The organism is Stenotrophomonas sp. GD04145 (genome assembly GCF_029835135.1).
GTDB lineage: Bacteria > Pseudomonadota > Gammaproteobacteria > Xanthomonadales > Xanthomonadaceae > Stenotrophomonas > Stenotrophomonas maltophilia_P.
The window spans coordinates 129,461-151,666 of record NZ_JAODZG010000003.1; the positions used below are offsets into that span (position 1 = coordinate 129,461).

19 protein-coding genes and 1 tRNA gene are annotated in these 22,206 nt (G+C 57.5%); 14 read left to right on the forward strand and 6 right to left on the reverse strand.

Annotation, left to right across the window (positions count from 1 at the left end; all coding sequences use genetic code 11):
- Positions 1-112 precede the first annotated feature (112 nt).
- The 3 genes from N7367_RS02785 to N7367_RS02795 all read right to left on the reverse strand — a co-directional run bounded on the left by N7367_RS02785 (position 113) and on the right by N7367_RS02795 (position 3,339).
- Positions 113-883 (reverse strand): NYN domain-containing protein, encoded by a 771-nt coding sequence (locus tag N7367_RS02785; protein WP_279941673.1) that lies wholly within the window; start codon positions 881-883, stop codon positions 113-115.
- A gap of 80 nt (positions 884-963) precedes the next feature.
- On the reverse strand, positions 964-1,248 hold the full coding sequence (locus N7367_RS02790) for a hypothetical protein (RefSeq protein ID WP_279941674.1): 285 nt from the start codon (positions 1,246-1,248) through the stop codon (positions 964-966).
- Between the two features lie 693 nt (positions 1,249-1,941).
- Positions 1,942-3,339: a site-specific integrase gene (locus N7367_RS02795; RefSeq protein WP_279941675.1), complete on the reverse strand. Its 1,398-nt coding sequence runs from the start codon at positions 3,337-3,339 to the stop codon at positions 1,942-1,944.
- A gap of 524 nt (positions 3,340-3,863) precedes the next feature.
- On the opposite strand from N7367_RS02795, the gene N7367_RS02800 reads away from it, so the two are divergent.
- The 6 genes from N7367_RS02800 (at position 3,864) to N7367_RS02825 (ending at position 11,015) form a co-directional block, all read left to right on the forward strand.
- Complete coding sequence (locus N7367_RS02800) at positions 3,864-4,253, forward strand: H-NS family nucleoid-associated regulatory protein (RefSeq protein WP_279941676.1); 390 nt, start codon at positions 3,864-3,866, stop codon at positions 4,251-4,253.
- 129 nt (positions 4,254-4,382) lie between these two features.
- Positions 4,383-5,504, forward strand: coding sequence for a DUF4062 domain-containing protein (locus N7367_RS02805; protein WP_279941677.1), 1,122 nt, complete (start codon positions 4,383-4,385; stop codon positions 5,502-5,504).
- A gap of 152 nt (positions 5,505-5,656) precedes the next feature.
- A complete protein-coding gene (locus tag N7367_RS02810; RefSeq protein WP_125429685.1) occupies positions 5,657-6,553 on the forward strand; it encodes a Dam family site-specific DNA-(adenine-N6)-methyltransferase in 897 nt (298 codons plus the stop codon).
- A gap of 10 nt (positions 6,554-6,563) precedes the next feature.
- On the forward strand, positions 6,564-8,546 hold the full coding sequence (locus tag N7367_RS02815) for a DUF87 domain-containing protein (RefSeq protein ID WP_279941678.1): 1,983 nt from the start codon (positions 6,564-6,566) through the stop codon (positions 8,544-8,546).
- Position 8,547: 1 nt separating this feature from the next.
- Positions 8,548-9,885, forward strand: a complete 1,338-nt coding sequence (locus tag N7367_RS02820; protein WP_125429691.1) for a hypothetical protein — start codon at positions 8,548-8,550, stop codon at positions 9,883-9,885.
- A 185-nt stretch (positions 9,886-10,070) separates the two neighbouring features.
- On the forward strand, positions 10,071-11,015 hold the full coding sequence (locus tag N7367_RS02825; RefSeq protein WP_279941679.1) for a hypothetical protein: 945 nt from the start codon (positions 10,071-10,073) through the stop codon (positions 11,013-11,015).
- Between the two features lie 420 nt (positions 11,016-11,435).
- Here the strand turns inward: N7367_RS02825 and N7367_RS02830 are convergent, their stop codons facing one another.
- The gene (locus tag N7367_RS02830; RefSeq protein ID WP_312023527.1) at positions 11,436-11,792 is read right to left on the reverse strand and encodes a helix-turn-helix transcriptional regulator; all 357 of its coding nucleotides are present in this window, start codon (positions 11,790-11,792) and stop codon (positions 11,436-11,438) included.
- Between the two features lie 103 nt (positions 11,793-11,895).
- Between N7367_RS02830 and N7367_RS02835 the strand changes: the two genes are divergently transcribed.
- From N7367_RS02835 to N7367_RS02860, 6 genes are all read left to right on the forward strand, one after another.
- The gene (locus tag N7367_RS02835) at positions 11,896-12,351 is read left to right on the forward strand and encodes a hypothetical protein (protein WP_279941708.1); all 456 of its coding nucleotides are present in this window, start codon (positions 11,896-11,898) and stop codon (positions 12,349-12,351) included.
- A gap of 13 nt (positions 12,352-12,364) precedes the next feature.
- Entirely contained in the window at positions 12,365-12,664 is a 300-nt protein-coding gene (locus tag N7367_RS02840; protein WP_279941680.1) for a hypothetical protein, read from the forward strand.
- Between the two features lie 34 nt (positions 12,665-12,698).
- The gene (locus N7367_RS02845; RefSeq protein ID WP_125429703.1) at positions 12,699-13,229 is read left to right on the forward strand and encodes a hypothetical protein; all 531 of its coding nucleotides are present in this window, start codon (positions 12,699-12,701) and stop codon (positions 13,227-13,229) included.
- 276 nt (positions 13,230-13,505) lie between these two features.
- The gene (locus N7367_RS02850; RefSeq protein ID WP_125429706.1) at positions 13,506-14,624 is read left to right on the forward strand and encodes a nucleoid-associated protein; all 1,119 of its coding nucleotides are present in this window, start codon (positions 13,506-13,508) and stop codon (positions 14,622-14,624) included.
- A gap of 41 nt (positions 14,625-14,665) precedes the next feature.
- Positions 14,666-15,859, forward strand: coding sequence for a hypothetical protein (locus N7367_RS02855; protein ID WP_279941681.1), 1,194 nt, complete (start codon positions 14,666-14,668; stop codon positions 15,857-15,859).
- Positions 15,860-16,034: 175 nt separating this feature from the next.
- Complete coding sequence (locus tag N7367_RS02860) at positions 16,035-17,603, forward strand: MobA/MobL family protein (protein ID WP_279941682.1); 1,569 nt, start codon at positions 16,035-16,037, stop codon at positions 17,601-17,603.
- A gap of 493 nt (positions 17,604-18,096) precedes the next feature.
- On the opposite strand, the gene N7367_RS02865 is transcribed toward N7367_RS02860, so the two are convergent.
- The gene (locus N7367_RS02865; RefSeq protein ID WP_279941683.1) at positions 18,097-19,518 is read right to left on the reverse strand and encodes a DUF6538 domain-containing protein; all 1,422 of its coding nucleotides are present in this window, start codon (positions 19,516-19,518) and stop codon (positions 18,097-18,099) included.
- Between the two features lie 82 nt (positions 19,519-19,600).
- Positions 19,601-19,693, reverse strand: a tRNA-Ser gene (locus tag N7367_RS02870).
- 132 nt (positions 19,694-19,825) lie between these two features.
- Here N7367_RS02870 and dnaX point away from each other — a divergent pair.
- Complete coding sequence (dnaX, locus tag N7367_RS02875) at positions 19,826-21,841, forward strand: DNA polymerase III subunit gamma/tau (RefSeq protein WP_279941684.1); 2,016 nt, start codon at positions 19,826-19,828, stop codon at positions 21,839-21,841.
- 6 nt (positions 21,842-21,847) lie between these two features.
- Complete coding sequence (locus N7367_RS02880) at positions 21,848-22,168, forward strand: YbaB/EbfC family nucleoid-associated protein (RefSeq protein WP_010483846.1); 321 nt, start codon at positions 21,848-21,850, stop codon at positions 22,166-22,168.
- Positions 22,169-22,206 lie beyond the last annotated feature (38 nt).

Here is a 22,206-nt window from a genome sequence, read left to right on the forward strand (position 1 = left end):
CAACCAGCCGAGGACGCAACAGCGTCGATCTGGTTACGGCTACTGAAGTCTAGGGCCCCGTAGATGCGGGGCCATTTTTGGGCAATTCGCCAAACGGCAGTGGTGGCTCGCGTCAGGCTGTCTCTGGCTTAGGCGTCAGGCTCACCGACCACTGCCCATTCTCTTCCTGCTTGAGCGACAGGAGATCGTAGGTCTTCACCATGTTGAGAAGACCGGAATGCCCATAGATGCCAGGCGAGAAGCCGGAATCTGCTCGCTTCAGATATGAGCCTAAGGAGTTGAGGCTTACCTTGCCCTCTGGGGTGCTACCGGCAAGCAGTGAAACGGCCTCGATGACGAAGCGAGGACGGCGCTTCGGAAGCGGCGCGCTACCGGTGGCTTTGGCTTCGCTACTGTGGTCAGCAGGGTGCGGCGGCTCCTGAAGATCTGGCGGCTCTGGCGATGAGGCTTCTTGGGCGGACCACTCGAAGAACTGATCGCAGGCATTGCGCAAAGCGTCGGGAGTCTTGGCTTCGCCGACGATCAGAACCGTGGCCCCTCGCTCGCGGAGCTTCCTGCAGAGGTAGGCAAAGTCCGAGTCGCTGGTTACCAAGCAGAAGATGTCTGCGCGCTGATCGAAGAGCGCCTCCAGTGCATCCAAGGCCAGGGCGATATCGGAGGTGTTCTTCTTCGCTGCATATTGGAACTGAAGACATGGAGTGAAGGCCTGGCGAACCAGGGCCTCTTGCCAAGAGTTGCCCAAGGTAGTGCGATTGCCGTAGCCGCGCCGAAGCGTTACGCGTCCGACCTGTGCGGCCATGAGGAGCGCGAAATCCACGATTTCGGGAGCAACGTTGTCGCAGTCAATCATTACTGCGACGGTCGATTCCTGCGGTTGAGCCATGAAGGTGTCCTATGTCTTTACGCTGGTCTAGTTCGAAGTCCAGGCGCAGCGCGTCTTGGTCGGAAGGCAACGTTCTCGTGTCAGGCTTGAAGTCTGGCCGCTAAGGCGTAGGTCGGGCTCGGATAGTCGGCGAACAGCTTGATGCGGATCATCGAAGCGCTGGAGCCATCACCGCCCGTCAATGGAACGTCTTGGAGAAGGTGCAAGCACTGACGATCAGATGGAAGCGGATCCTGCTCTGTGCAACCAATCCAATTTCGCGCATCCCATCGCTTACCAAGAATGATGGGCACCAGTGGGCTTTGCTCAATAGGAAAAGCGCCGTGCACCGCGACCTGGTAGCCGTGTGCAATCTTGGCCAGCATCCGAACGAACAGATGTCCATCCTGTCCTGAAACTGCATGCCTACAGAGGCGTGCTCCCGAACTATCTCTCCTTCGCCAAGTCCCATGGTCAGCGTATCCATGGCGGAAATCTCTATTCCCTCTGCAGAAGGATCGGGCGGAAATTTAGGGTTGAGGAAGCCTGGGAGAGTGAGGACGGGGAGGTGCATGACTTTGACGCTTTGATCCCAAGGCAGATCGTGTTCAACCAAGGAATTGTCGGCGCGTATGAAGGTCTGTTTGATCGGTTCCGTGGCGGGCCGTCGATGAGATTTTCGACCCTTTATTCCCAAAGATTGGCGGCCGCGATCCAAAAATCCGCGAAGCACTTTCATTTCGAACTGGGACGTAAGCTTTGCACACGGATCGCAGCTTGAATCTGGCAGTACGAGAGTTCCACCAAGGCCTTTCGGCACGATGTGCTCTTCGGTCAAGCGCCCTTGTGTAGCACCACAATAGATGCAGGCACCAACTGGCTTGAAACGATGGGTAACAGGTGCCCGCAATCGAGTTGAATCCATTTAGCTACCAGCTCCTTCTGGGACCAGAAATGTCATCGGCACGGTTTGGCGGCGTCCTAGCCTTGCCCATAGGCCTCGAATGTATCCCATGTAGCAAGGCTAGTCAGCGTTAAGGCTGGACTACCTCCCGGCTGGGCTGATGCTGCTTCGATGCTTAAGGATAGAACCTCTTCTTGTCCTTCAAGCAGCGCTTGAACTGCCCCTTGGCATAGACCGGAAGCACTACCGCAGGCCGGTACTTCTCCAAGGTCTCTATCTGCTTCCTGCGCATTACGATGGGCTTTTTGTGGAAGTAAGCCTCGTGAAGCACCGGCACGCGCTTGCTTACAGAGTGGCCTGTGATCAGAGCAATGTCTTCGTCAGGGACGTTCTGATGGTGAAGCTCTGTAGCGATGGTGTGGCGGAAGGCATGGAACCCAACACCTCTAGGGAAGCCAAGGTCCTTCATGTAGCGGCTGAACTGGCTAAGCGCTGCCAGGCTGTAGCGAGCATTGGTCTCACCGGTCTTACGGTTCACGCCTGCAGAAAGGTGCGGGAACAGGCGAGGGTGGCCACAGTCCCTGATGTCATCCATGAAGTCCAGGAAGCCTGCGTCCAACAGGGGCTTCGGGATGGGGATCGTTCGGATAGATGCCTTGCCTTTTAGGCTTTGCCGACTCCTGAGCCGGGTCCGGTGCGCCAAGTCAGGATCCACGGTCTTCTGGATGCGGATGCACCAGACTTCGCTCTCCTGGACGATGTCGGCGACCTTCAGCTGAGCGACTTCGTTGATGCGGGCACCTGTATACAGACCGATCATGGGAAGCCACCATCGGTGGGGATACTTGTTTGCCCAAGGAATGAAGGTCTTTGGGTCGAAGATGCGCCTTAGGTCTTCCTCATCAAAGAGGCGCTCAGGCTTGTTGGGGTCGGTGACCAGGTCTTTCTTGATCTCCGCGAACGCAGCCATGGGGGACGCATCAATAGCTTTGGTCTTGACCAGCTGATTGAAGAAGGAGACCAGGAAGCGTCGATGACGTTCAAGCGTTGCAGGGGCAAGCTGAGGAACATCTAGCTCCTTGCCGCAGGCAATGGCTTCGTCATAGCTGATACGTTGATAGGCGGGGTCAGAGAAGAGGCCTGGGGGCGACCAGCGCATGAGGTCCCAGAGCCGGTAGATGTGCGGGTGGTCAATGCGCGAGACCGGGATGTCGCCGCAGGTCATCTGGAGAAGCCGAAGGGTTCGGGCCGTAGAGTCGATGGTCTCTGGGGCGAGGCAGCGGCGTTCCCGGTCCCCCAAGTAGTCCTTGATCTCTACGGACAGAAGGCGGGCAGGGTGGCCTGCAGAGAGTGGCTCAAGGTAGCGCGTGCCTGCGGCATTGATGCGAGAGCGCCGGGAGCGCTCCATAGCTGCGTTGAGGATCTCTTGCGCATGGATGGCCGCTTCGCGTCCGGTGATGACCAGCTCATCAATCCGGAAGCGCCCGATCCTGATGCCCTTAAGGTGCAGCGCATCATCGGCGTCGGGATTGAAAGGGAAGTCTTGAAGGAAGCTCTTTACTGTTTTTGGCATTGCACTGTCTCCGTAGATGATGGGAGCAGTGCTAAGGCCCGGCTTTGATTCGTCAAACGAGATCTAGAGTGTTGACGCGTTGCTTAGGCATTCGCCGAAACGTAGAAATTAGCGCGAAAACTTTTAAAGTAAATTAGGGGTGTGTGCGTTGCGAGGCGCTGCGGCGCAAGGGTTTGACTTGGGTGACCGCTTCTATCTTGCAGTCATTTTTGTACTGTACGATTTTGAGTGTGCTTACGCCTAAGCGTGCTTTCTTACAGAATAGGCATACAAGATCTTTTCGGATTTGCGACGGGCATCACCATCCTCCATTCTCTTTGTTGGATCGCCTCACCCAAGCTCTATGGCAAGTGGCAACCCCGGCTGGGTTGAGTGGAGGGAGCTCCATCCCTTCCAAGTCCGGGCCGGTTGTCTAGGCGGAAAAGACCGTATAGTTTGTTCCCGGTGGATGGGGCAGTGGCGCTTATCGTCCAGAGCTTCCTAGCTACCTTCTCTCTTTTTGCTACCAATTTCAGGTTTTAAGAATGACCAAGCCGTCACTCGATTCCATTGCCTCCGCTAAAGCCAAGCTTGCTGAAGAGCTGCGCAAGCTGGAAGAGCAGGAAGTCCAGCTTCTCCAAGAGCAGGCCGCTGATGCCTTCGCCGAGGTCGCGAACCTCGTTTCCCAATACGGTAAGAGCTTCTCTGCGAAGCAGCGCGCCGAGATCGTCAGCATGCTGGCGGCTGATGTGCCTAAGAGGAGGGCGGCGGCAAAGAAGGAAGTTGCGCCCAAGTATTGGCTTCCCCACACCGGCGAGACTTGGACCGGTCGGGGCAGGACTCCTCGTGCTTTCGCCGCTTGGGAAGGGACTTCCGCTTACACAACTTGGAAGGCCTCCCATCCAAACGAGAAGTTCCCGGCTTTCCCTGGATAATTCATCCAAGCAGGGGCAGCTTAGTGCCCCTGCTGTCTCATCTTGGGAGACCGCCTGATCGTCTAATGGAGCCTTGGCTCTTGGTCCGGCATAACGCTGGCGCTCAACCGTCGTATCTGGGGTGTCGGGATGAAGGTTTTCATTAGTTCGTTGATTTCCGGGATGGAAGCCGAGCGAGCCGCAGTGAAGCGTGCCATCGAGAGGCTGGGGCACGCTCCCATCATGGCGGAGGACTTCGGCGCTAGGCCCAGCTCTCCGCAAGTTGCTTGCCTTGGCGGAGTGCGAGAGTCCGATCTTGTGATCCTGATCTTGGGGCCTCGCTACGGTGTGCCCCAAGCGGGCGGGGTCTCGGCTACTCACGAAGAGATTCTGGAAGCGCGAAACCGGAAGCCGATCCTTGTCTTCCTGCAGGCAGGTGCGGAGCCGGAAGATAGCCAGGTTGCTTTGATCAATGAAGTCGGAGGTTGGGAGGGAGGCCTCTTCCGACAGGAATTTGTGTCCCCAGAGGACTTGGAGGACAAGGTGACTCGCGCCATTCATCGGCACGAGTTAGCTCATGCCGTAGCGCCGCTGAATCCTGAAGAGTTGAAGGCAAGGGCGATTAGGCTCCTCCCTGCGCTGGAGCGGGGATATGGGGCGAACACGCTTCAGCTGGCAATAGCCAGCGGTCCCGTCTCAGCCATCCTTCGACCTGCAGAGATGGAGGCCCCGTCCCTGATTGCGGAGATGCAGCAGAGCGCACTCTTTGGCAGTCACCCAATCTTCGATAGGGCGGCCGGTAGCCGATCTCGCTTGGAGGGCGAGGCGCTCGTCGTGGATCAGGGTGACGGCCACAGGTCTGGGGCATCGGTGCGCCTTTGGCCAAACGGTGATCTGTTGATCGGTCTTCCCGTGCCACCTCCGGCGCGGGGGATGGGGCTGCCCGTGGTCTTGGAAGAAGACGTAGCTAGCAAACTGGCCAGCGCCGTTGGATATGCGGCATGGCTGCTTTCGCGGATCGATCCAACTGAGAGAATCACCCACATCGTGCCAGCCGTTAGGCTCAGTGGGGATGGTGGCGGCGCGTGGCGCACCAGGGCGGAGCATGATGCGAGCCCCAATTCGGGCCAATTTCCATGGCGACAGGGTGAGCATGAGGAGCCTGTATTCCTGGCTCCCGCGCATCAAGTCAGGCAGGTGCTGTCGATGGACGCGCGTCGAGTGATCGAGGACTTTGTCGTCCTGCTGAGGCGACGCTGGAATCAAGACTGATCAAGCTAGATCTAGCTACGGAGGAGTGGCCTCAATGGTCATAGCAGCACAAGCTTTTACGGAGAAGGCCATCAGTGAGCTTAAGCCAAGGAGCCTGTGTCAGAGCTTGACATTGCCCCTCCTAATGCTTTAATTGAGAGGAAAGGGGTGTTATGAATCTGCGGGCTAAGTCTAAGTCGTTCTGGCGTAACACTGATGAGACCGAAGTGGGAGGAGGTCTCGATAGGAGCGCCCAATCTACGCTTAGCCCGTTCCTAAAATGGGCAGGGGGGAAGCGCTGGTTTGTCAGGCATCATGCGGGTCTCTTCCCGACCACCTATAACAGGTATTTCGAGCCGTTCCTTGGCGGCGGCGCAGTCTACTTTCATTTGCGGCCGCAACAGGCCGTGCTCAACGACGTTAACCCGGAAGTTATAGCCGCCTACCAGGCTATGAAGGATCACTGGGTTGGCCTCAAGAAAAGCTTGGCCTACCACCAACGACTTCACGACGCAGACGGCAATTACTATTACACCGTCCGTGCGCGAACGCCCACGAAGTTGGTCCAAAAGGCCTCGCGGATGATCTATCTCAACAGGACCTGCTTTAACGGTATCTATCGTGTGAACCGCCAAGGTGAGTTCAATGTGCCTCGCGGTAGCAAAGATAGCGTGTTGATGGAGACCGACGACTTCAAATCCATGGCCGCTTTACTGGCCACGGCCGATCTTCGTGTCGGTGACTTCGAAAGGGTGATCGATGAAGCGATGGAAGGCGATCTGGTCTTTGCCGACCCGCCATATACCGTTCGGCACAACCTTAATGGTTTCATCAAGTACAACGAAGTTCTCTTTTCTTGGGCTGACCAGGAACGACTAGCAAGAGCACTCAAGCGTGCAGCCGCGCGTGGTGCCAAAGTCGTGGCAACCAATGCCAATCATCATTCTGTCCGCGCACTGTATGAGAGCTGGGATTTTCTGACGCGTTCAGCAAGCCGGTTCTCTCAGATATCTGCTGACGGTGCGAGTCGCAAGCAATTCGAAGAACTCATCATTACTTGCAATATTTAAAGGAGTCGCTATGTCCACGCTTGGAAGCTTGATGCATACCTCGGCCACGCAAGGCAATCCGATTGATGCCCTGCGAAGTTTCCTTGAGACGGAGGCGCGTAATGAGGCTGCAAAGCAGACAAGCAAGATGCGCTTTGTGGGCTACGTGCTAGAGCTAGGTTTCGACACTGCGAAGATCATCACGAGCGATCCCTACAAGCTGGCCGTGGGCGGAATCCCTCGCGGCTCATTCTTGATCATGACGCCGGTAAATACGGCGACGGCACCAGCGCACTTCACCCTTCTTCGAGTGACTGGCGTATCACCCACGCCACTGAGTAATCAAGTTCAGCAGACGTATTTTGAGCTACACAAGAAGTCCATGCCAGAACTGGATGTTTGGACACAGAGCGAGTTGCAGTGGGGGGCTCTGGACTGTGATGTGCTGGGGATGTTTTACGCCGATCCTGCCGCTATGCAGCGTCTGGCCTACTCCGGTGATGTGAACAATGTGGTGAGCGCACATCGATACAAAGTTTTTGCCCCGGATGACGCTCTGTTGAAGGTGATCGTCAATGGCATGGTCAAGCCGGAGAGCCAGATCGAAATCGGGGCGTTGAGGACGATGGAGTGCGGTCTGTCCAGCGCAACTACAAGCAGAATCGGCGTCTCAATCTCCATGCGAGATTTTAAAGGCTGCCGAACTGCGATGTTCGGTAAGACGCGGCTTGGCAAGTCCAACGTAGTCAAGCTCATTGCTAAGGGCATGCTTGATGCAACAGCGGATGACAAGTCAGTAGGCCAGTTGATCTTTGATGTGAATGGCGAGTATGCCAACGACAATCCGCAAGATGGGAACAAGTCCATCCGCTCGGCCAATGCAGAGCGCTGCGAAGTCTATGCATTGACGAGTCGAGCGGAAACACCCTCTAAGCCTTTGCGACTGAATTTCTACGAGCAGACTGATTCAGCTATCCAGGTCATTGGCTCCATGCTTGCGCAAGCAAACAAGAGCGCAGATTACGTCAAAAGCTTCAGTAGCGTTGAGCTGCCCTCCATCGAAGGCATAAAAGCACTTCCTGATCGCGAAAAGGTCAGGCCAATTCGAAAGATTCAGATGTTCTGGGCAATTCTCTTAAAGGCTGGCTTCGAAATGGATGAGGCCAGGTTGAGGGCCTTGGGGCTTGTTTCAAAGAATGCAAAGAATTTCAATCCGCATTTCAATAAAAATTTGCGCAATGCCGCGTATCGGGCTGTTCGCGACACGGATGCGCCGGCAGCTATCGATTCACCTGATGGGTTGAGGGCTGAGCTTGAAGTTATGGCTCAGTTCGTTAGGGAGAATCCTAACCACCCAGAGCTTACTTCTTCATCTGGGAAGCCCATGTTCGAAGCGGATCATCTCGCGCTTCTAAAATTCTTCAGTCCCGGAGCCTTGGGGACAGGTCCAGCTATGCTGCGTCCTTACAGAGTCTTTCACTCTCCCCATGCTGGAGACTTCAATGCCGAAATCCTCAAACTTCTGGACGACGGAAAGACTGTAATACTGGATCTGGGTAACGCAACGGATGAAATCCGTCGCTACTTTGCCGACATGTTGTCGAAGGCGGTGTTCGCCCATCAAGAGACTAAGTTTGTTAGCAACGCTCTGGGAGGTCGCTTCGTTCAGCTGTATTTCGAGGAGGCCCATAACCTATTTCCTCCTGATGCGCGTGATTTGACCGGAGTGTATGCGCGCTTTGCCAAGGAGGGGGCGAAGTTCCACATCGGAATGGTGTATTCGACCCAGTCACCCTCCACGATCAACAAGGACCTTTTGGCTCAGACAGAAAATTTCTTCGTCGGCCATCTATCCAGCCAGGATGAGGCCCGTGCGTTGGGACGAGTTCAGGTCGCCTTCGAGGGTATCGAGCAGGACATCCTCAGGGCTAAGACACCTGGTTATATGCGCATGCTTACCATGTCGCATCGGTTCGTCATTCCAGTGCAGGCAAACAAGTTCGAGGCCATTTGACATGCCCTACAGTGCCGGAACGCGCTTACCCTTCGAATCCGCATCGAAGCTGGGTCATTTGTCAGTTGTTCAGAGCGCTTGGGTCAAGGAGTTGGTTCGCGATTTCGAACACGCCAAGCCGCTGGTGTCCGATACGTCCGGAACCTTGTGGCACTCCATCGATACCAAGGGGGCGCTTCCACTCCGAAGTGTTTGGGCGGTCGATGGTTCGTTCGTTGCCGTTCGCTCAGAGGGCAAGCCGCCTAAAGAGGTGGCGTTCGTGAAAACGGCACTACTATTGGTAGATCGCGCCAAACTTGATGCTATTGATAAGGAGAACCCGCACCCCCTTTTGCTGCAGGACGTTCTCAGGGGTAGTGCGATTTTCCATTCCACGGTGTTCCCGTTGAAGAATGTGCGAACCCCGCTAGGCAACAACTACGACGCTGTCCGTCACATCGTTAGGGACTCTTTTAAGATTGACCAAGATGGGGCTTTCTTTGACACTCTAAAATGGCTCGTCTACAAAAAATGGACCGATGGGACATCGTCGTCGCCCGCCTTTGAGTGCCCGCATTGTCACTCCATGATCGAGGGGCTGCCGCATGACGCAGACGAGGGGGTGTGTGCTCATTGCAATCAGACAGTCTTTGTCTCGGACCTGATTGGCTTTCATTTGGACATGGATGAGGACAGCGCTCCAGATTCAGTGGCGTCCTCCTACATGTTGGTTATGGAGCATCTCATGCTCTTTACAGCCATTCGAGTTGCGTGGGGTCATACGGATAAGTCCCTGGTAGGGGAGACCCTTTTCATCAAGGACGGACCCCTATCGCTTCGCAGTCAGTATTCAAAGCTCGTCCCTAACATTCGTGAGTTCTTGGCATTCGCTGTGAGCCAGGGCCGTGGTGTGCACATCATCGGACAAGAAAAGAGCGGCGCCTTCGTAGATCACCTGCAATCAATTGTGCAGTTTGCGTCACCGCACGAGCGAGGAGAACCTGGCAGCTATGCCGCACTTGATCACAACTATGTCCGTCGTGAGGTCTACCGCTCCCCGGACTTGTCCAACCCCTACGGCAAGCGGACCAACTGGGGAGAAAAGCTCTTTGTGAAGCTCGACCCAGGTATGTCTATGGTTCTTAATGTGCCAACCGGCAGCTATCTGGATGCGGGCGAACGTCCGCTTGCAGAGGATTTGATCGGGCTACAGCGGATTTTAGCCACCTTGCCATCTATCGTGAGCCATAAATTCGAAGGGGCACTGTTTCCCGTGGAGTTGGCAAATGGTATTGCCTCGATGTCCAGCTACCCGTCTGCTGCAATTCTGGCCAAGTTTTTGGAAGACCAGTCAGCGTAGATCCAAGGATAGCTGCTTGTCCGCCTGACGCCTGCCTGGGATGAACCCAGGTACTGACGGTAAGCTTTGAATCTTAAACGCCGGACTGGTGGTCATGGATCTCTTCACCAAAGGAGCCCGCATTGCTATTTTACGAATCGTCGTCGGGCGAGACTAACCACTAACGCGCCAACAGGAGAGGTGGGATGGTAGGCAAGAAGAAGGCTAGACTTTGGGAAGAGTCGGTTGTGATTGGACTTCGCGACATGCAGTGGCGCTTGCAGCTTCATGAAATACTCTCCCGAGAGGATCGACTCAACTCGATTCGTGCTCGGTTTCACAATCAGGGCGGCGTTATCGATGATGTGGCGCTTCGCGGTGTTATTCCGCCGGGTTTCGTCACACTAGACGGCAACGCCGAGTCCTCGACTGCTGACGTAGCTCTTAGCTCGGTGAAAGGATTTTGCTTTTTAGTAGAGGTTAAACCTTCTAGGCAAGGAATAAGAGATGAGTGGAAACTGAAAAAGAGGCGAAAGCGCAAAAGCAGAGCTAGTGTTCACTCGAAGGCAGCCTTCCGCACCTTGAAACGCTTAGTTGAGGGCTTTGAAGCCAATCCTGCTGACGTGGAGAAGGCCGGGATGTTGCAACGCTCATTGAGAGTTCACCAAGTCGCGTACTGGGAAGGAGAAGATCGAGGAAAGCTGCGAGACGGAATGATTAAAGTTGAGCCCTATATCAACGCCTGCATCTCTATGCGCCGTGTAGATGAGCTAACCAGTGATCGATGCATCTCAAGCCTCAAGCATCTCTACTATCAGTTCGAGGGCGAAACGCATGGCACCCAGCGTCTGCCCGCGAAGGAAATGCTATCCACATCCACGCGAATTCAGTTTGACATCCAATCCGACGGATCTTTGCATTCGATTAAAACTGCGTATGGTGCAGAATATGAAGAATTCCAGCAGTATGTAAATTGGCTCTGCGAGAGTTGCAGCGAAGATGGTGGAGTTGATCAACCTATCAACTGCCTTGTTATGACTGGCGATGGGTTTTTGCAAGCAGTGTCAAGTCTGCGAGAGCTCGCGACGTTGCTCAACATTGATTTGTCTTGCAAGCCGGAACCCGAATACCCGGGGCCGACTTACTCCTGATGCCACTCACCCGTTCCAACGGGGCAGTCACTGAGGCTTGTCCAGATCTGAACTTTTTTCGATAGCCTCATCCACCTTTTATTGCATGCCTCTAGCGCCCTATCTGCCTCGACCAAAGCCAATTCATGGTCCAGGCGATGAAGTGCTGCAATGTAAGCTTCAAACCAAAAATCTTTCTGACTCAGCGCTTTTCTTTTCCTCTTCATTTCTATTGTCGCCATTTAATATTGACCGGCATCGAAAGTAAGGTCATTTGATCGCGCGTCAATAGATAATTTTAATTTTCCTGGGTCACAGGAAAATAAATAGGTACTTACACCCCTTGGGTTTCATGCCAAATGCGGGTGAAGGTCTAACGGTGCATCTGTAGCGTAGTAGTCGTTGAAGCCATTTAGGAATACGTGGCGATGGTTGCGGCTGCTATGAGGCGTCTATCAGGCTCTTGATCAGCCCAAGTGCTTGCTTCTGCTTTTTGGCATCAAGCTGGGAAAGCACCAGGATGGCCTCAGCCACAACATCCGATGCCGCCAGGAAGTAGGCCGCAGGAAGGTCTAGAAGCTCTGCGAGCTTCTCGATGGTCTCCAAATCGGGCTTATGTAGGCCTCTCTCATACCTGCTGATGCGGGGCGCGGTGGTGTTTGGATCATCCACTCCCATCAATAGTTCCCCTAGCTGGGCCTGAGTCCAGCCCTTGGCTGCGCGAGCGGCGCGGAGGCGTTGGCCAAGAGCAGTGGTTGTTGGTAGCGGCGCGGGCATTCGGGGCAGCAAGAAAGGCATTGACTCCCCGAAGTGTGCCCGCCTAAGCTTACCCGGTCATTTGCATTCAACGCAAATATTCGTTGGGGTAGGCAATCGTATGGATATGAGGTGCTGGGCATTGGTGGGTCTACTGGCGTTCGCTGCTTCTGCTGAGGCTATGCCCAGCCTCTCATGCCAGTTGCAGAGCGGTGAGTTCAAGGCGGGTGGGGGAGGGAAGCCGAAGATCTCGGAGTTCATCTGGGCCTCTGGTCATGGCTCCGCAACGCCCACTGGGCCCATCCGAACCAGGATCGGCCGCATCGACCCGGTAGAAGGCCGGGGCTACAAGCGCGCTATCACGCTCGATGGAAAGCTGGTTCTGCTGCCTCCCGAAGCGCATAGCGTCATTGGCTTCGGCAAGGTTTATGACTTCAAGGACGCCATCGCTCTGGCTTACCTCGGCGAGCGTGAGGAGGACTCCTCTGCGCGGCCTAGTCAGATCGTCATCGTCATCAACAAAGTCGGGTCAGTGATTGATAGCGAAGTCCTGCCCGGCACTGCAACGAATCCGGGCAGTCACTGCCTACTCATTGACTGATCAAGGAGCTGACATGAAGAAGCTTTGGACGCTTTCCGCCGCAGTGCTGCTGGCCGCCTGCTCGGGTGGCCCTGGTAGTGGCGATGTTGAGAATGCGCTGACGGCGTATTTCAAAGAAGCAACAGGCACGACGATGACCTTTGAAAGTCTCAAGGTGGGCGAGTGCGTGCGTGGGGACAGTCCGGGCTATGCGTGCAGTGTCACTGGAACCGCGCGGTATCAGCTTGGCACTCGCATTGAGCAGCAGCAGCTCGTTGGCACGTTCGTTATCGACAAAGTTGGCGGCAACTGGACTGTTGTAGACCGTCGCTGACCCAAGCCTCGCCAACTAAAGCTAGGAAGCTCGTATGTGGACCTTGTTCAAGGTAGTCCGTTGGCTCATCACGGGCGCGGCCCTGTGGTGGCTTTGCAGCGTGGTGTTTGAGGAGGGCACGACGGCTGACGGGGCAGTCTTCGGGCTGATGCTGTTCGGGCAACTGGTCTTCTGGCCCCTTGCGCTGTTGTGGGGTTTGCCGTGGCTGTTCCGTCGCCGAACGGCCAAGCTGAAAAAGCATAGGCCTGAAGAGTTCGAACCCACGGTATCTCATGATCACATTGCCTTGGACCTGGGCAGGGATACCATCTGGGTTCGGGACCCTGGGAAGGGCGAGCGCTATCTGCGGCGGGCTGAAGTGCTCGCAATCCGCACTGGGGAATACAACTACAAGGGAGTGATCACCCATCGCCTGGAAGTCCAAGTCCGGGACGTTGTTCACCCACTCTGGCTGGTTCCTTTCGTGCGCCATTCTGATCGTTGGCTCAAAAGCACTGCAGTCAATGAATCTGAGCGGGACGAGTGGTTCGCTAGGATGAAGGCATGGATCTCTCAGACCTTGTAATGGGCGCGTTGGCAGGGTCTGAGGTAACCACTATCTTTTCCGTTAGCGATACTGTCGCAGTGCTCCCATACGGGATCCATGCCCTTTGCTCGTAGGCGTGATTGACTCCCCCGTCGCCAACACCTAAGGGGAGGGCGGACCCCGGAACTTTGCCGGTCTGGCAAGGGACCGGGGAGGCTCTCACTCTATGAGATTGACCGTAGGTATAGTTTTTCAACTGCTGCGCTTGCCGTACTATTGGCCGGTCGGCGGTTTGCCGGAGGAGCAGGGGGCGAAATGGATGTTTTGAAGGGGGCTGTAATTCACAGTCTGGAGAAGGAAGCGCACGACTCGATGACGACGGTGCGGAAAGCCAATGATCCGCTAGACGTGTCGGACAAGATGGTGAATCGCTTGGCCCAACAATTGGCAGATCTCGTTGGCAAGGAAGGCAGCGCAGTGCTATGGGGGCAATTTGCCCCAGCCAATCGGGAGGGTGACTTTCCAGGTTCGGTTCGAACGCTGCTTGCGGCAGAGTTCTGTCCAACGCTGCTGATGGATCTTTCGCTAGTCGCTATGAAGGAACTGCGCGAGCAGGCTGAGAAAAAGACTGGGGCAACGGGAGGTCATATCTTCTTTGGTCAATACCAAAGCAAGGGTTCAGATTTCCTCTTGGTGGCAATGATCAAGCAGAAAGGCGCGATCACCTTATCTGAGGATCTTCGACCTACGGAGATCAAAGAGATCGACATGTCTAAGCTTCATCAAGCTGCTCGCATCAACTTGGCGCGCTACCAAGTTCACCTTAGCGCCCCCAGTGGAAACGACGATGCGGAAAGCACGAATGCTACAGAGACTGAGGAGAAGACTTATCTCTGCTTTGTGAATCGAAAGGGCAGAGAGGATGTCGCGGACTATTTCGTGGACGCGCTGGGTTGCGTAAAAGGAACGTCTTCTTCCCAGCTGACCACTAAATTGCTGAGGTTCGTCAAGCAGTTCGTACGGAATGTGCCGGAGATCGCTGACTCTCATGCTGAGATCAAGCAAGGGGTGGTTGATTACATGCAGTCGCTCGATAGCAGCCAAGTCGTTAAGCTCGACGAAGTTGTTCATGCTGCGAAGGCGAAGGTTCATCCCACATTTGCCCAGCATCTCGATCCTCTGAAAGTGTTTCTTAATTCGGACGAATGCCAGATTCCTGAAGAGTTCTCCCTTAGCCGCCAGGCGCTCCGGCCGCATATCCGGATCAACGCTAAGAAGGCGAACTGGGGGCTGTGGTTTGAGACGGGTATAGTCGGCACCAGCAATTCAGAACTTCTCTACGACGCTGCGCGAAAGAGCCTTATGCTGACCGACCTGCCGCCGGAGACCGTTGAGAGCATCGAAGCGGCGCTTCGCGCTCGTGGGCAGCTGTAACCATGTTTTCCGATGTTGTCAAACTCTATCGAGCGGCAGGCATGCCCTTGATCTCAGAGGGGCGGTTTTCCTTCGAGGGTCCGGCAGATGAGCTATTAAAGAGCGCGGTTCAGCGGTGTCAGGAACTAGGTGCAGGCTTTGGTCACTTTGCGGACGGCCCTGACTATGACGGCGATGAGCTTGAGTTCACGTGGGCTCTCGCCGTAAACGAGTCAGGTCGCTTCTATGGTTCAGTGGATGATCTTGTAGTTAGGTGCGAATCAATACATCGCGGCCAGTTTCCTGAGAATTTCTACATTGCCGCGCTTGATTTCTTTTCCGGCGAAGAGCTAAGGGAAGAAGTCCGCGAGCTGCTCGTTTTGAAGAAACTTTGTGAGCTCATCCGCCTGCTGAGCGAGTTAAGTGTGAGTGGAGATCTTGCCGCCGAGGCCGGGCGACCATCACACCTAGTGTTCGTGAAGCCAGCCTCCTCCGGTTCCCCTCCGGTCACGGTTGAGATCACTACGCGCATCCAAGCGAAGATGCTCGAAGGAGATTGCCCTGATCTGGGTGTCTTGAGCGATCTCTTAACAGAGAGTGGGAAGGGGAAGGTTCGAACGGAGGAGTACAAAGCCATTTTCCGGCTCGCGGTTGCCGGTGCGTGTGCAGATGAGCCTACCGCAGAGGCTAGATTTGGAGTTTTGTTGGATCACTGGGGAGGCGTTCTACGTCGATTCCGGTATGACGTTGAATGCCTGGTGGATCGAATTTCGTTTGAAGGGCTTCGCCGCGAGATAGTCGAGGCCGAGTTAAACTTCGTTGGACGGATGAATACTGCGGTGGTGGATAATGCCACGAAGTTCTTGGGCATCCCTATATCCCTTGTTGCCGTCGCTGCGGTGGTTGGGGGGAGCTCTATCGGCAATGACCTGCTTGTCTGTGCGGGTGCTGTGATCGTTGCTCTCGTTGTAAGCGGTGTAGCTAGAGCTGTGCGTTTGCAGATGGCAACAACGACAACGGCATTTGAGGCTGCGCTCGCTGGTATGCGTGCGCGCGCTTCGGCTGGCGGTGGTGTCTCGGAAAGCCTTGATGATCTGGAAGGTACCTTCCGCCAACGACGCACGTTCGCGAGCAGAGTGATCGGGACGTTCAATACGCTGGCTTGGGTGCCCCCGCTGCTGGGCGTGGCTGTGGTGATTTGGAAGTTTCCCCCGCTGTGGCTTACGCAGTTGCTCGCTGATATCGGGTGGGCATAGGGCCTCCCAGGGCTAAAACTAAGCGCGAGAGTCACAAGCAAGAGCGCACTTAGGCATTGCCCTGCGGGCAATGCGTGCGCAAGAGGCTGTGCCCCTTGACCCCCTAATAAAGCGCTTGCCAAAGCCTAAATCGTAGGCATAAAGGCAAGTGCGGGGGCCAGAACAAGGAGCATCAATGGCCATTTATCACACCAGAGTAAAGACCTTCAGCCGTGCCCAGGGGCACGCATCCACCGCTGCAGCAGCCTACCGCGCAGGCCTGCTCATCATCGATGAACGCACCGGACTCCGGCACGATTACCGAAGGCGAGGAGGCGTTGTCGAAACCCGGTGTCTGGCGCCGGATGAAGCGCCTGACTGGGCTTTCGATCCTCGGCAGCTCTGGCCAGCAGCAGAGGCTTCAGAGCGCCGAAAAGACGCCACGGTCGCTAGGGAGTTCGAAGTGGCGCTGCCACACGAACTGAGCAATGAGCAGCGTTCAGACCTGGCAGCTGAAATATCGCGCTGTCTGGTCCAGCGTTACAGGTTCGCTGTCCAATCCAGCATCCATGAGCCGCAAACGGCAGATGGCCTTAACTATCACGTCCACATCTTGGCTACGACTAGGCGGGTGGACGCAGAGGGGCTGAAGGACAAGACCAGAGAATTAGACGGCGGCCCTTCGGGTCGAGGAGAAGTCGAATGGATCCGCGCGATGGTGGGTGAAGCCATCAATGCTCACCTGGCCGCAGCCGGTGTCTCGGCCCGTGTCGATCACCGAAGCCTGAAAGAGCAGGCCGCTGAGGCTGCAGAGCAAGGGGATGAGCTTACGGCAGCGGAGCTTTCCCGTGCTCCAGGACTTCACATGGGCAAAGACGCCACTGCCTTGCATCGCCGAGGTATGGATACCGATCTTAAGCAGGGCAATGACGGGATCCATCTGGCCAACAGCGCTGCTTGGGATCGCGCCATGGCCCAGATGGCAGGAGAGGGCAGGTTGATGGACCCCGTATCCGATCAGGCCGTTCCGGTTGGCTCGCGCCAGGTTGCCCTAGGCCCCGCCATGGGACCAATGCTGTCTTCCGACCTGGTGAGCCCTGTGGTTGAAGCAGTGGAGGGAAGCCTGCCAGTTGAAGCGATTGCCGACGACGGGGCGCGGCAGCCGCAGGCCACTGCATCCAAGCAGGCGTTGAAAGCTGTGCTAGAAATTTGGGCCGAGGCGTGGATTGAGGCGCTTCGAGATCGGCTTAGATTTACGCGCAGGCTGCTCCGCATCAGTGCTGCTCTGATATCCACTCATGTCGCAACGCCCAGGCTCCGTGGCGACTTGGAAGAACTGCTCGCGCGACTGAAGAAGTTGAAGCGGGATGCGCTGCGTTTCAAGCGTAGGCTGAAAGCTGAAGACCGTGCTCAGCATGGGCTAGCACAGGCGGAATTTGCTCTGGAGAGCTTCGAAAGCCAGAACCCAAAGCCGGGCCTCTTGAGTCGCTCAGACTGGTCGCGGCGTCGGGCGCGCCGGGTCAGGGCTGTTGAGCTGGGGCGCGAGGAGTATCAACGCGCTCACGAGGCCACTGGCCCCGCCGCTCAGAAGGACTACAGCCGTCAGACAGATGAGTCCCTCTCGCAGCTGGAGAATTGGAGCGAAGTGTTGCTGCGGAGATATCCGGTGGAGGATGCGCTCATTGACCCTCCTGCGGCCCCCATTCCGGCTGATGTCTTACCGGTAATGAAGCAGAGCAAGGAACCAGGAGTGCGGTTTCACTGATAGACAAGCGAAGGCCCCGGCTCGCCGGGGCTTTAGCCAACCTCATTTCGAAGACTCAGTGGTAGGTAGGTCCGCGAGTGGTCTTGGACACTGCGCCTCGGCGCTCTGAAATCATGTCGCTGAGCTGCACCTGATCGCGCTCTACTAGGCTCTCCCTGACTCTCACTGCAGGTTTCAGAGTGTGGTCGTCAGCCGGGGGTTTTGGAGTGATGCATCGGTTGATCAGTTCGTCGGCAATTTCGAGGGCATGGATGATGTCCTCGATTCGCTCTTGCGTGTCTCGTGTCCTGTCTTGGGCAATCAAAGGGCATAGCACTCGACTAGCGATAGCCAGCTTTCTTTCTAACGGCATATGAAGCTCCTAACGTGGGGGAGCTTTCATAAAACCATCATTTGCGTTGATCGCAATAGTCGCGGCGTTTGTCAGTGCCAATGTTGGCCCGTTAGAGATACTCCTAGACGTTCCATGTAATTTTCCTGGCGCGGAGATCCGCTACCCAAGCAACTTCTTCAGTGCAGCGAGCTCAAGATTGAAGCTCAAGGATGACAGGCCCGCTGTTTTGAATTCAGGAGTGATCAGCCCATTAAGCTTTTCTGCCGGGGTGAATTCCCGGCTGTAGACGGGATGGTGCTCATCATCAAGCTCATGGCCGACGATCTGGGCGCGCATTTCTGAGGCAACACCGAATCCCTGCATTTGCTGAATGACCGTCTTGCGCAGTGAATGAAAACCGCGCTTGGCCTTGGGCCAGGTCTTTCCGTGCTCAGCGAGGTGGCGGGTAAAGGCCTTGGATATCCAGTTCCCCGCGCCATTGACGGCATTGGCCTTCGCTTGGGGGAAGAGACGGCTTGAGGTGGGCAGGCTGGCAACATAGTCGCCGAAGCCCAGGGCCATCAGGTCAGCGTGGATCGGGACAGTCCGGATACTGGCCTCGCTCTTGAGGCGCTGGTGCTCGCCGTCGTCATTAATATGGATGTAGGCCACCCCTCCCTCCGTTTGCACATCGCTCACCAGTAGCTGCCCAACTTCGGAGGCCCGGGCACCCGTATACAGGCCCAACAAGGCTGCCCAGCGCGCGGCAGGTGACAAGGTGGCAAAGGCCGAGGGAGCAAAGAGGAGGCTGATTTGCTTCAGGTCGAAGGCCTTGAAGCCCAGCTTGCGCCGCTTACGCTTGGCGCTATTGCCGTATGAGACATGGCTTCGGGCCGGATTGCTGTCTGTGTAGTAGCCAGCGGCAATCAACCAATCGAAGAAGCCGCCCAGGTAGGACTGTTTGTTCACCCGGGTCGGGGTTGAGATGCCAGCGTCGGCGAGCGACTGATAGAAGTTCGACAGGTCGATCCGGTTGATGCTCGGCAAGGGATAGTCAGGGCCGGTGACGCGCACGAACCCGTCAATCGCCGACTTCTTGATGCTGTAGGTCTTGGGGATGGTGTCGGGGGCAATGGCTTTGAGCCAAAGATCACGCGCTTCCATCAGCGACAGAACTTTGCTGGGCTGAGGCTTGGAGGGGGCTGCCGGGGCGGCTGCCGCGCCGAAGAACGCAGGGTTGATCCGTCCGATACTCTCGATGGCGCGAGTCAGCGCCTCGGTGTCTTCGCCTGGCTCCGCTTGGATACGCAGGGTGCCATTGGCGTCTCGTTCCAGGGTGTAGTCCTGGAGCCGTTGTCCCCGAAGCTCCTGGAGCCATTGCTCTGCCGTCTTCTCGCCCATGCCGTTCTTCCTGATGGCGCTGAAGACTTCAGCATAGCGGGCGGCTAGGACCAAGGCGCAAGCCTGGGCGCTGCGCATTTCGCGTGTTCGAAGGCTTCGCTTGAGAATTCGGCAGCCCAGAAGGGGCTGGAGGTCGACGGGCACGCGCTGGCGGAACGAAAAGCCCGCTGGCGTCTTGATCAAGTGATGGGGAACTCTCATCGGGATGTGTCCCGATTTGTGTCCTGCCCCCTAGTAGGCCCAGAAAAGCAAAACCCCTGATTTCTCAGGGGTTTGCAGAGTCTGGCGGAGAGAGGGGGATTCGAACCCCCGAAGCGCGGTTTAGACGCTTACACACTTTCCAGGCGTGCTCCTTCAACCACTCGGACACCTCTCCGGATCCCTGCCATCGGCAAACGCCTCAGCAGGGGCGCAGATTCTAGCGGGCGGCGCGGCAGGACACAAGCACCCATTCAGGGCGCGTCGCAGGCGGAGGGGGATGGACAGGCGTGGCACAATGGAGCATCCGATGGAAGACGGTGGCCTGATGTCCTATCTCGTCCTTGCCCGCAAGTGGCGTCCGAAGCGTTTTGCCGAGCTGGTGGGCCAGGAACACGTGGTCCGTGCGCTCAGCAATGCGCTGGACAGTGGCCGGGTCCACCACGCGTTCCTGTTCACCGGTACCCGCGGTGTGGGCAAGACCACCATCGCGCGCATCTTCGCCAAGTCGCTGAACTGCGAGCAGGGCACCAGTGCCGATCCGTGCGGCCAGTGCCCGGCCTGCCTGGACATCGATGCCGGTCGCTACATCGACCTGCTGGAGATCGACGCCGCGTCCAACACCGGCGTGGATGACGTCCGTGAGGTGATCGAGAACGCGCAGTACATGCCCTCGCGCGGCAAGTACAAGGTCTACCTGATCGACGAAGTGCACATGCTCTCGAAGGCGGCGTTCAACGCGCTGCTGAAGACGCTGGAAGAGCCGCCGGAGCACGTCAAGTTCCTGCTGGCCACCACCGATCCGCAGAAGCTGCCGGTCACCGTGCTCAGCCGCTGCCTGCAGTTCAACCTCAAGCGCCTGGATGAGGACCAGATCCAGGGCCAGATGACCCGCATCCTGGCGGCCGAGGAGATCGAAGCCGACGGCAGTGCCATCGTGCAGCTGGCCAAGGCCGCCGACGGCAGTTTGCGCGACGGTCTGTCGCTGCTGGACCAGGCCATCGCCTACGCCGGTGGTGCGCTGCGCGACGATGTGGTGCGCACCATGCTGGGGACCGTCGATCGCACCCAGGTGGCAGCGATGCTCGATGCCCTCGCCGAAGGTGACGGTTCGCGCCTGTTGCAGGTGGTGGCGGCACTGGCGGAATTCTCGCCCGACTGGAGTGGCGTGCTGGAGGCCTTGGCCGAAGGCCTGCATCGCATCCAGGTGCAGCAGCTGGTACCGGGTGTTGCCGCCGCGGCTGAAGGCCTGGACGCGGCAGCGTTCGCCGGGCGGCTGCGTCCGGAGGTGGTGCAGCTCTGGTATCAGATGGCCCTGAACGGCCGTCGCGACCTGTCGCTGGCGCCGAGCCCGCGCGCGGGCTTTGAAATGGCCGTGCTGCGCATGCTGGCGTTCCGCCCGGCAGCGTCGGTGCCGCCGGTGCCGCGTTCGGTGGATGCCGCCGGCGGTGCCGCCGGGGGGGCGATGCCCGGTGGTGGGGCGGGTGCTGGCAGCCAGGAAACGGCCCCGGTGGCCGCCGCTGCCGCGATCCCGGCCCGCGTGCCTGCGCAGGCCGCCCCACGCGAACCCGACCCGAAACCAGAGCCGGCGCCCGAACCCGAACCTGATCCGGCGCCTGAGCCGAAGCCGGTTCCGGTCGAAGAACCGGTGTCGCCGCCGCCGGTCAAGGCCGACGGCATCCCGGTGCCGGTGGCCGTCGACGATCTTCCGCCGTGGGCCACGGACGAGGCCGAGGCCCGCGACCAGGCACTGGCTGCGGATGTCGCCACGCCGGACGCGGCAATGGTCGCGCCCTGGCATGAGCCGTCGCCTCCGGTCGCTGCATCAGCCGCGCCCGAGCGTCCGTTCCGTTCCGATGGCATCGTCATCGCTCCACCTGCGCCCGTCGCGTCGGCGGAGACGGGCGCGCGGGCTGACATCGGCGAGCTGGCGACGGCGGAAGACTGGCTGGACCTGGTCGCCAACAGCGGCCTGAGCGGGCCTTCACGGCAGCTTGCGGCCAATGCCGCCTTCATCTCCTGCCGGCAGGGGACCTTGAAACTGGGGCTTTCGCCCGGATTTGAGTACCTGCGCTCGGAACGCGCGCTGGCCGCTCTTGGCGAAATGCTGGAAAAGGCCTTGGGGCACGCGCTGAAGATCGTGGTCGAGACCGTGGAAACCGAACACGTTCCGGCCGAGACCCTGCACCAGCGCGCCGATCGCCAGCGCGGCGAGCGGCAACAGGTGGCAGAGGCTGTTTTCATGGACGATCCGGAAGTGCAGGTGCTGATCCAGCAACACGGCGCCCGGGTCGTTTCCGATTCCATCCGTTCTTTTGACGAGTAAGACACTATGCGCGGCAACATCGCCCAACTGATGCAGCAGGCCCAGAAGATGCAGGAGAACCTGCAGAAGGCCCAGGAAGAAATCGCCAGGATCGAAGTGACCGGCAGTGCCGGCGGTGGCATGGTCAGCGTGACGCTGACCGGTGCCAAGGAGTGCCGCAAGGTGCGCATCGACCCGTCGCTGGCCAGTGACCCGGAGATGCTGGAAGACCTGATCGCCGCGGCGTTCAACGATGCCTCCAACAAGATCGATGCCGAATCGAAGTCGAAGATGGGCTCGGCTACCGCCGGCATGCAGCTTCCGCCGGGCATGAAGCTGCCGTTCTGATCGTCGGCGCGGTGCCCGCGTTGCCGGGTGCCGCGCAC

Excerpts from the sequence above, each read along its gene's own strand:
- N7367_RS02810 (WP_125429685.1), top strand. The coding sequence starts at position 5,657 with ATGAATCTGCGGGCTAAGTCTAAGTCGTTCTGGCGTAACACTGATGAG.
- N7367_RS02850 (WP_125429706.1), top strand. The coding sequence starts at position 13,506 with ATGGATGTTTTGAAGGGGGCTGTAATTCACAGTCTGGAGAAGGAAGCG.
- N7367_RS02825 (WP_279941679.1), top strand. The coding sequence starts at position 10,071 with ATGGTAGGCAAGAAGAAGGCTAGACTTTGGGAAGAGTCGGTTGTGATT.
- N7367_RS02855 (WP_279941681.1), top strand. The coding sequence starts at position 14,666 with ATGCCCTTGATCTCAGAGGGGCGGTTTTCCTTCGAGGGTCCGGCAGAT.
- dnaX (WP_279941684.1), top strand. The coding sequence starts at position 19,826 with ATGGAAGACGGTGGCCTGATGTCCTATCTCGTCCTTGCCCGCAAGTGG.
- N7367_RS02795 (WP_279941675.1), bottom strand. The coding sequence starts at position 3,339 with ATGCCAAAAACAGTAAAGAGCTTCCTTCAAGACTTCCCTTTCAATCCC.
- N7367_RS02880 (WP_010483846.1), top strand. The coding sequence starts at position 21,848 with ATGCGCGGCAACATCGCCCAACTGATGCAGCAGGCCCAGAAGATGCAG.
- N7367_RS02820 (WP_125429691.1), top strand. The coding sequence starts at position 8,548 with ATGCCCTACAGTGCCGGAACGCGCTTACCCTTCGAATCCGCATCGAAG.
- N7367_RS02815 (WP_279941678.1), top strand. The coding sequence starts at position 6,564 with ATGTCCACGCTTGGAAGCTTGATGCATACCTCGGCCACGCAAGGCAAT.
- N7367_RS02790 (WP_279941674.1), bottom strand. The coding sequence starts at position 1,248 with ATGCTGGCCAAGATTGCACACGGCTACCAGGTCGCGGTGCACGGCGCT.
- N7367_RS02785 (WP_279941673.1), bottom strand. The coding sequence starts at position 883 with ATGGCTCAACCGCAGGAATCGACCGTCGCAGTAATGATTGACTGCGAC.
- N7367_RS02830 (WP_312023527.1), bottom strand. The coding sequence starts at position 11,792 with ATGCCTTTCTTGCTGCCCCGAATGCCCGCGCCGCTACCAACAACCACT.
- N7367_RS02800 (WP_279941676.1), top strand. The coding sequence starts at position 3,864 with ATGACCAAGCCGTCACTCGATTCCATTGCCTCCGCTAAAGCCAAGCTT.
- N7367_RS02805 (WP_279941677.1), top strand. The coding sequence starts at position 4,383 with ATGAAGGTTTTCATTAGTTCGTTGATTTCCGGGATGGAAGCCGAGCGA.
- N7367_RS02845 (WP_125429703.1), top strand. The coding sequence starts at position 12,699 with ATGTGGACCTTGTTCAAGGTAGTCCGTTGGCTCATCACGGGCGCGGCC.
- N7367_RS02860 (WP_279941682.1), top strand. The coding sequence starts at position 16,035 with ATGGCCATTTATCACACCAGAGTAAAGACCTTCAGCCGTGCCCAGGGG.
- N7367_RS02840 (WP_279941680.1), top strand. The coding sequence starts at position 12,365 with ATGAAGAAGCTTTGGACGCTTTCCGCCGCAGTGCTGCTGGCCGCCTGC.
- N7367_RS02865 (WP_279941683.1), bottom strand. The coding sequence starts at position 19,518 with ATGAGAGTTCCCCATCACTTGATCAAGACGCCAGCGGGCTTTTCGTTC.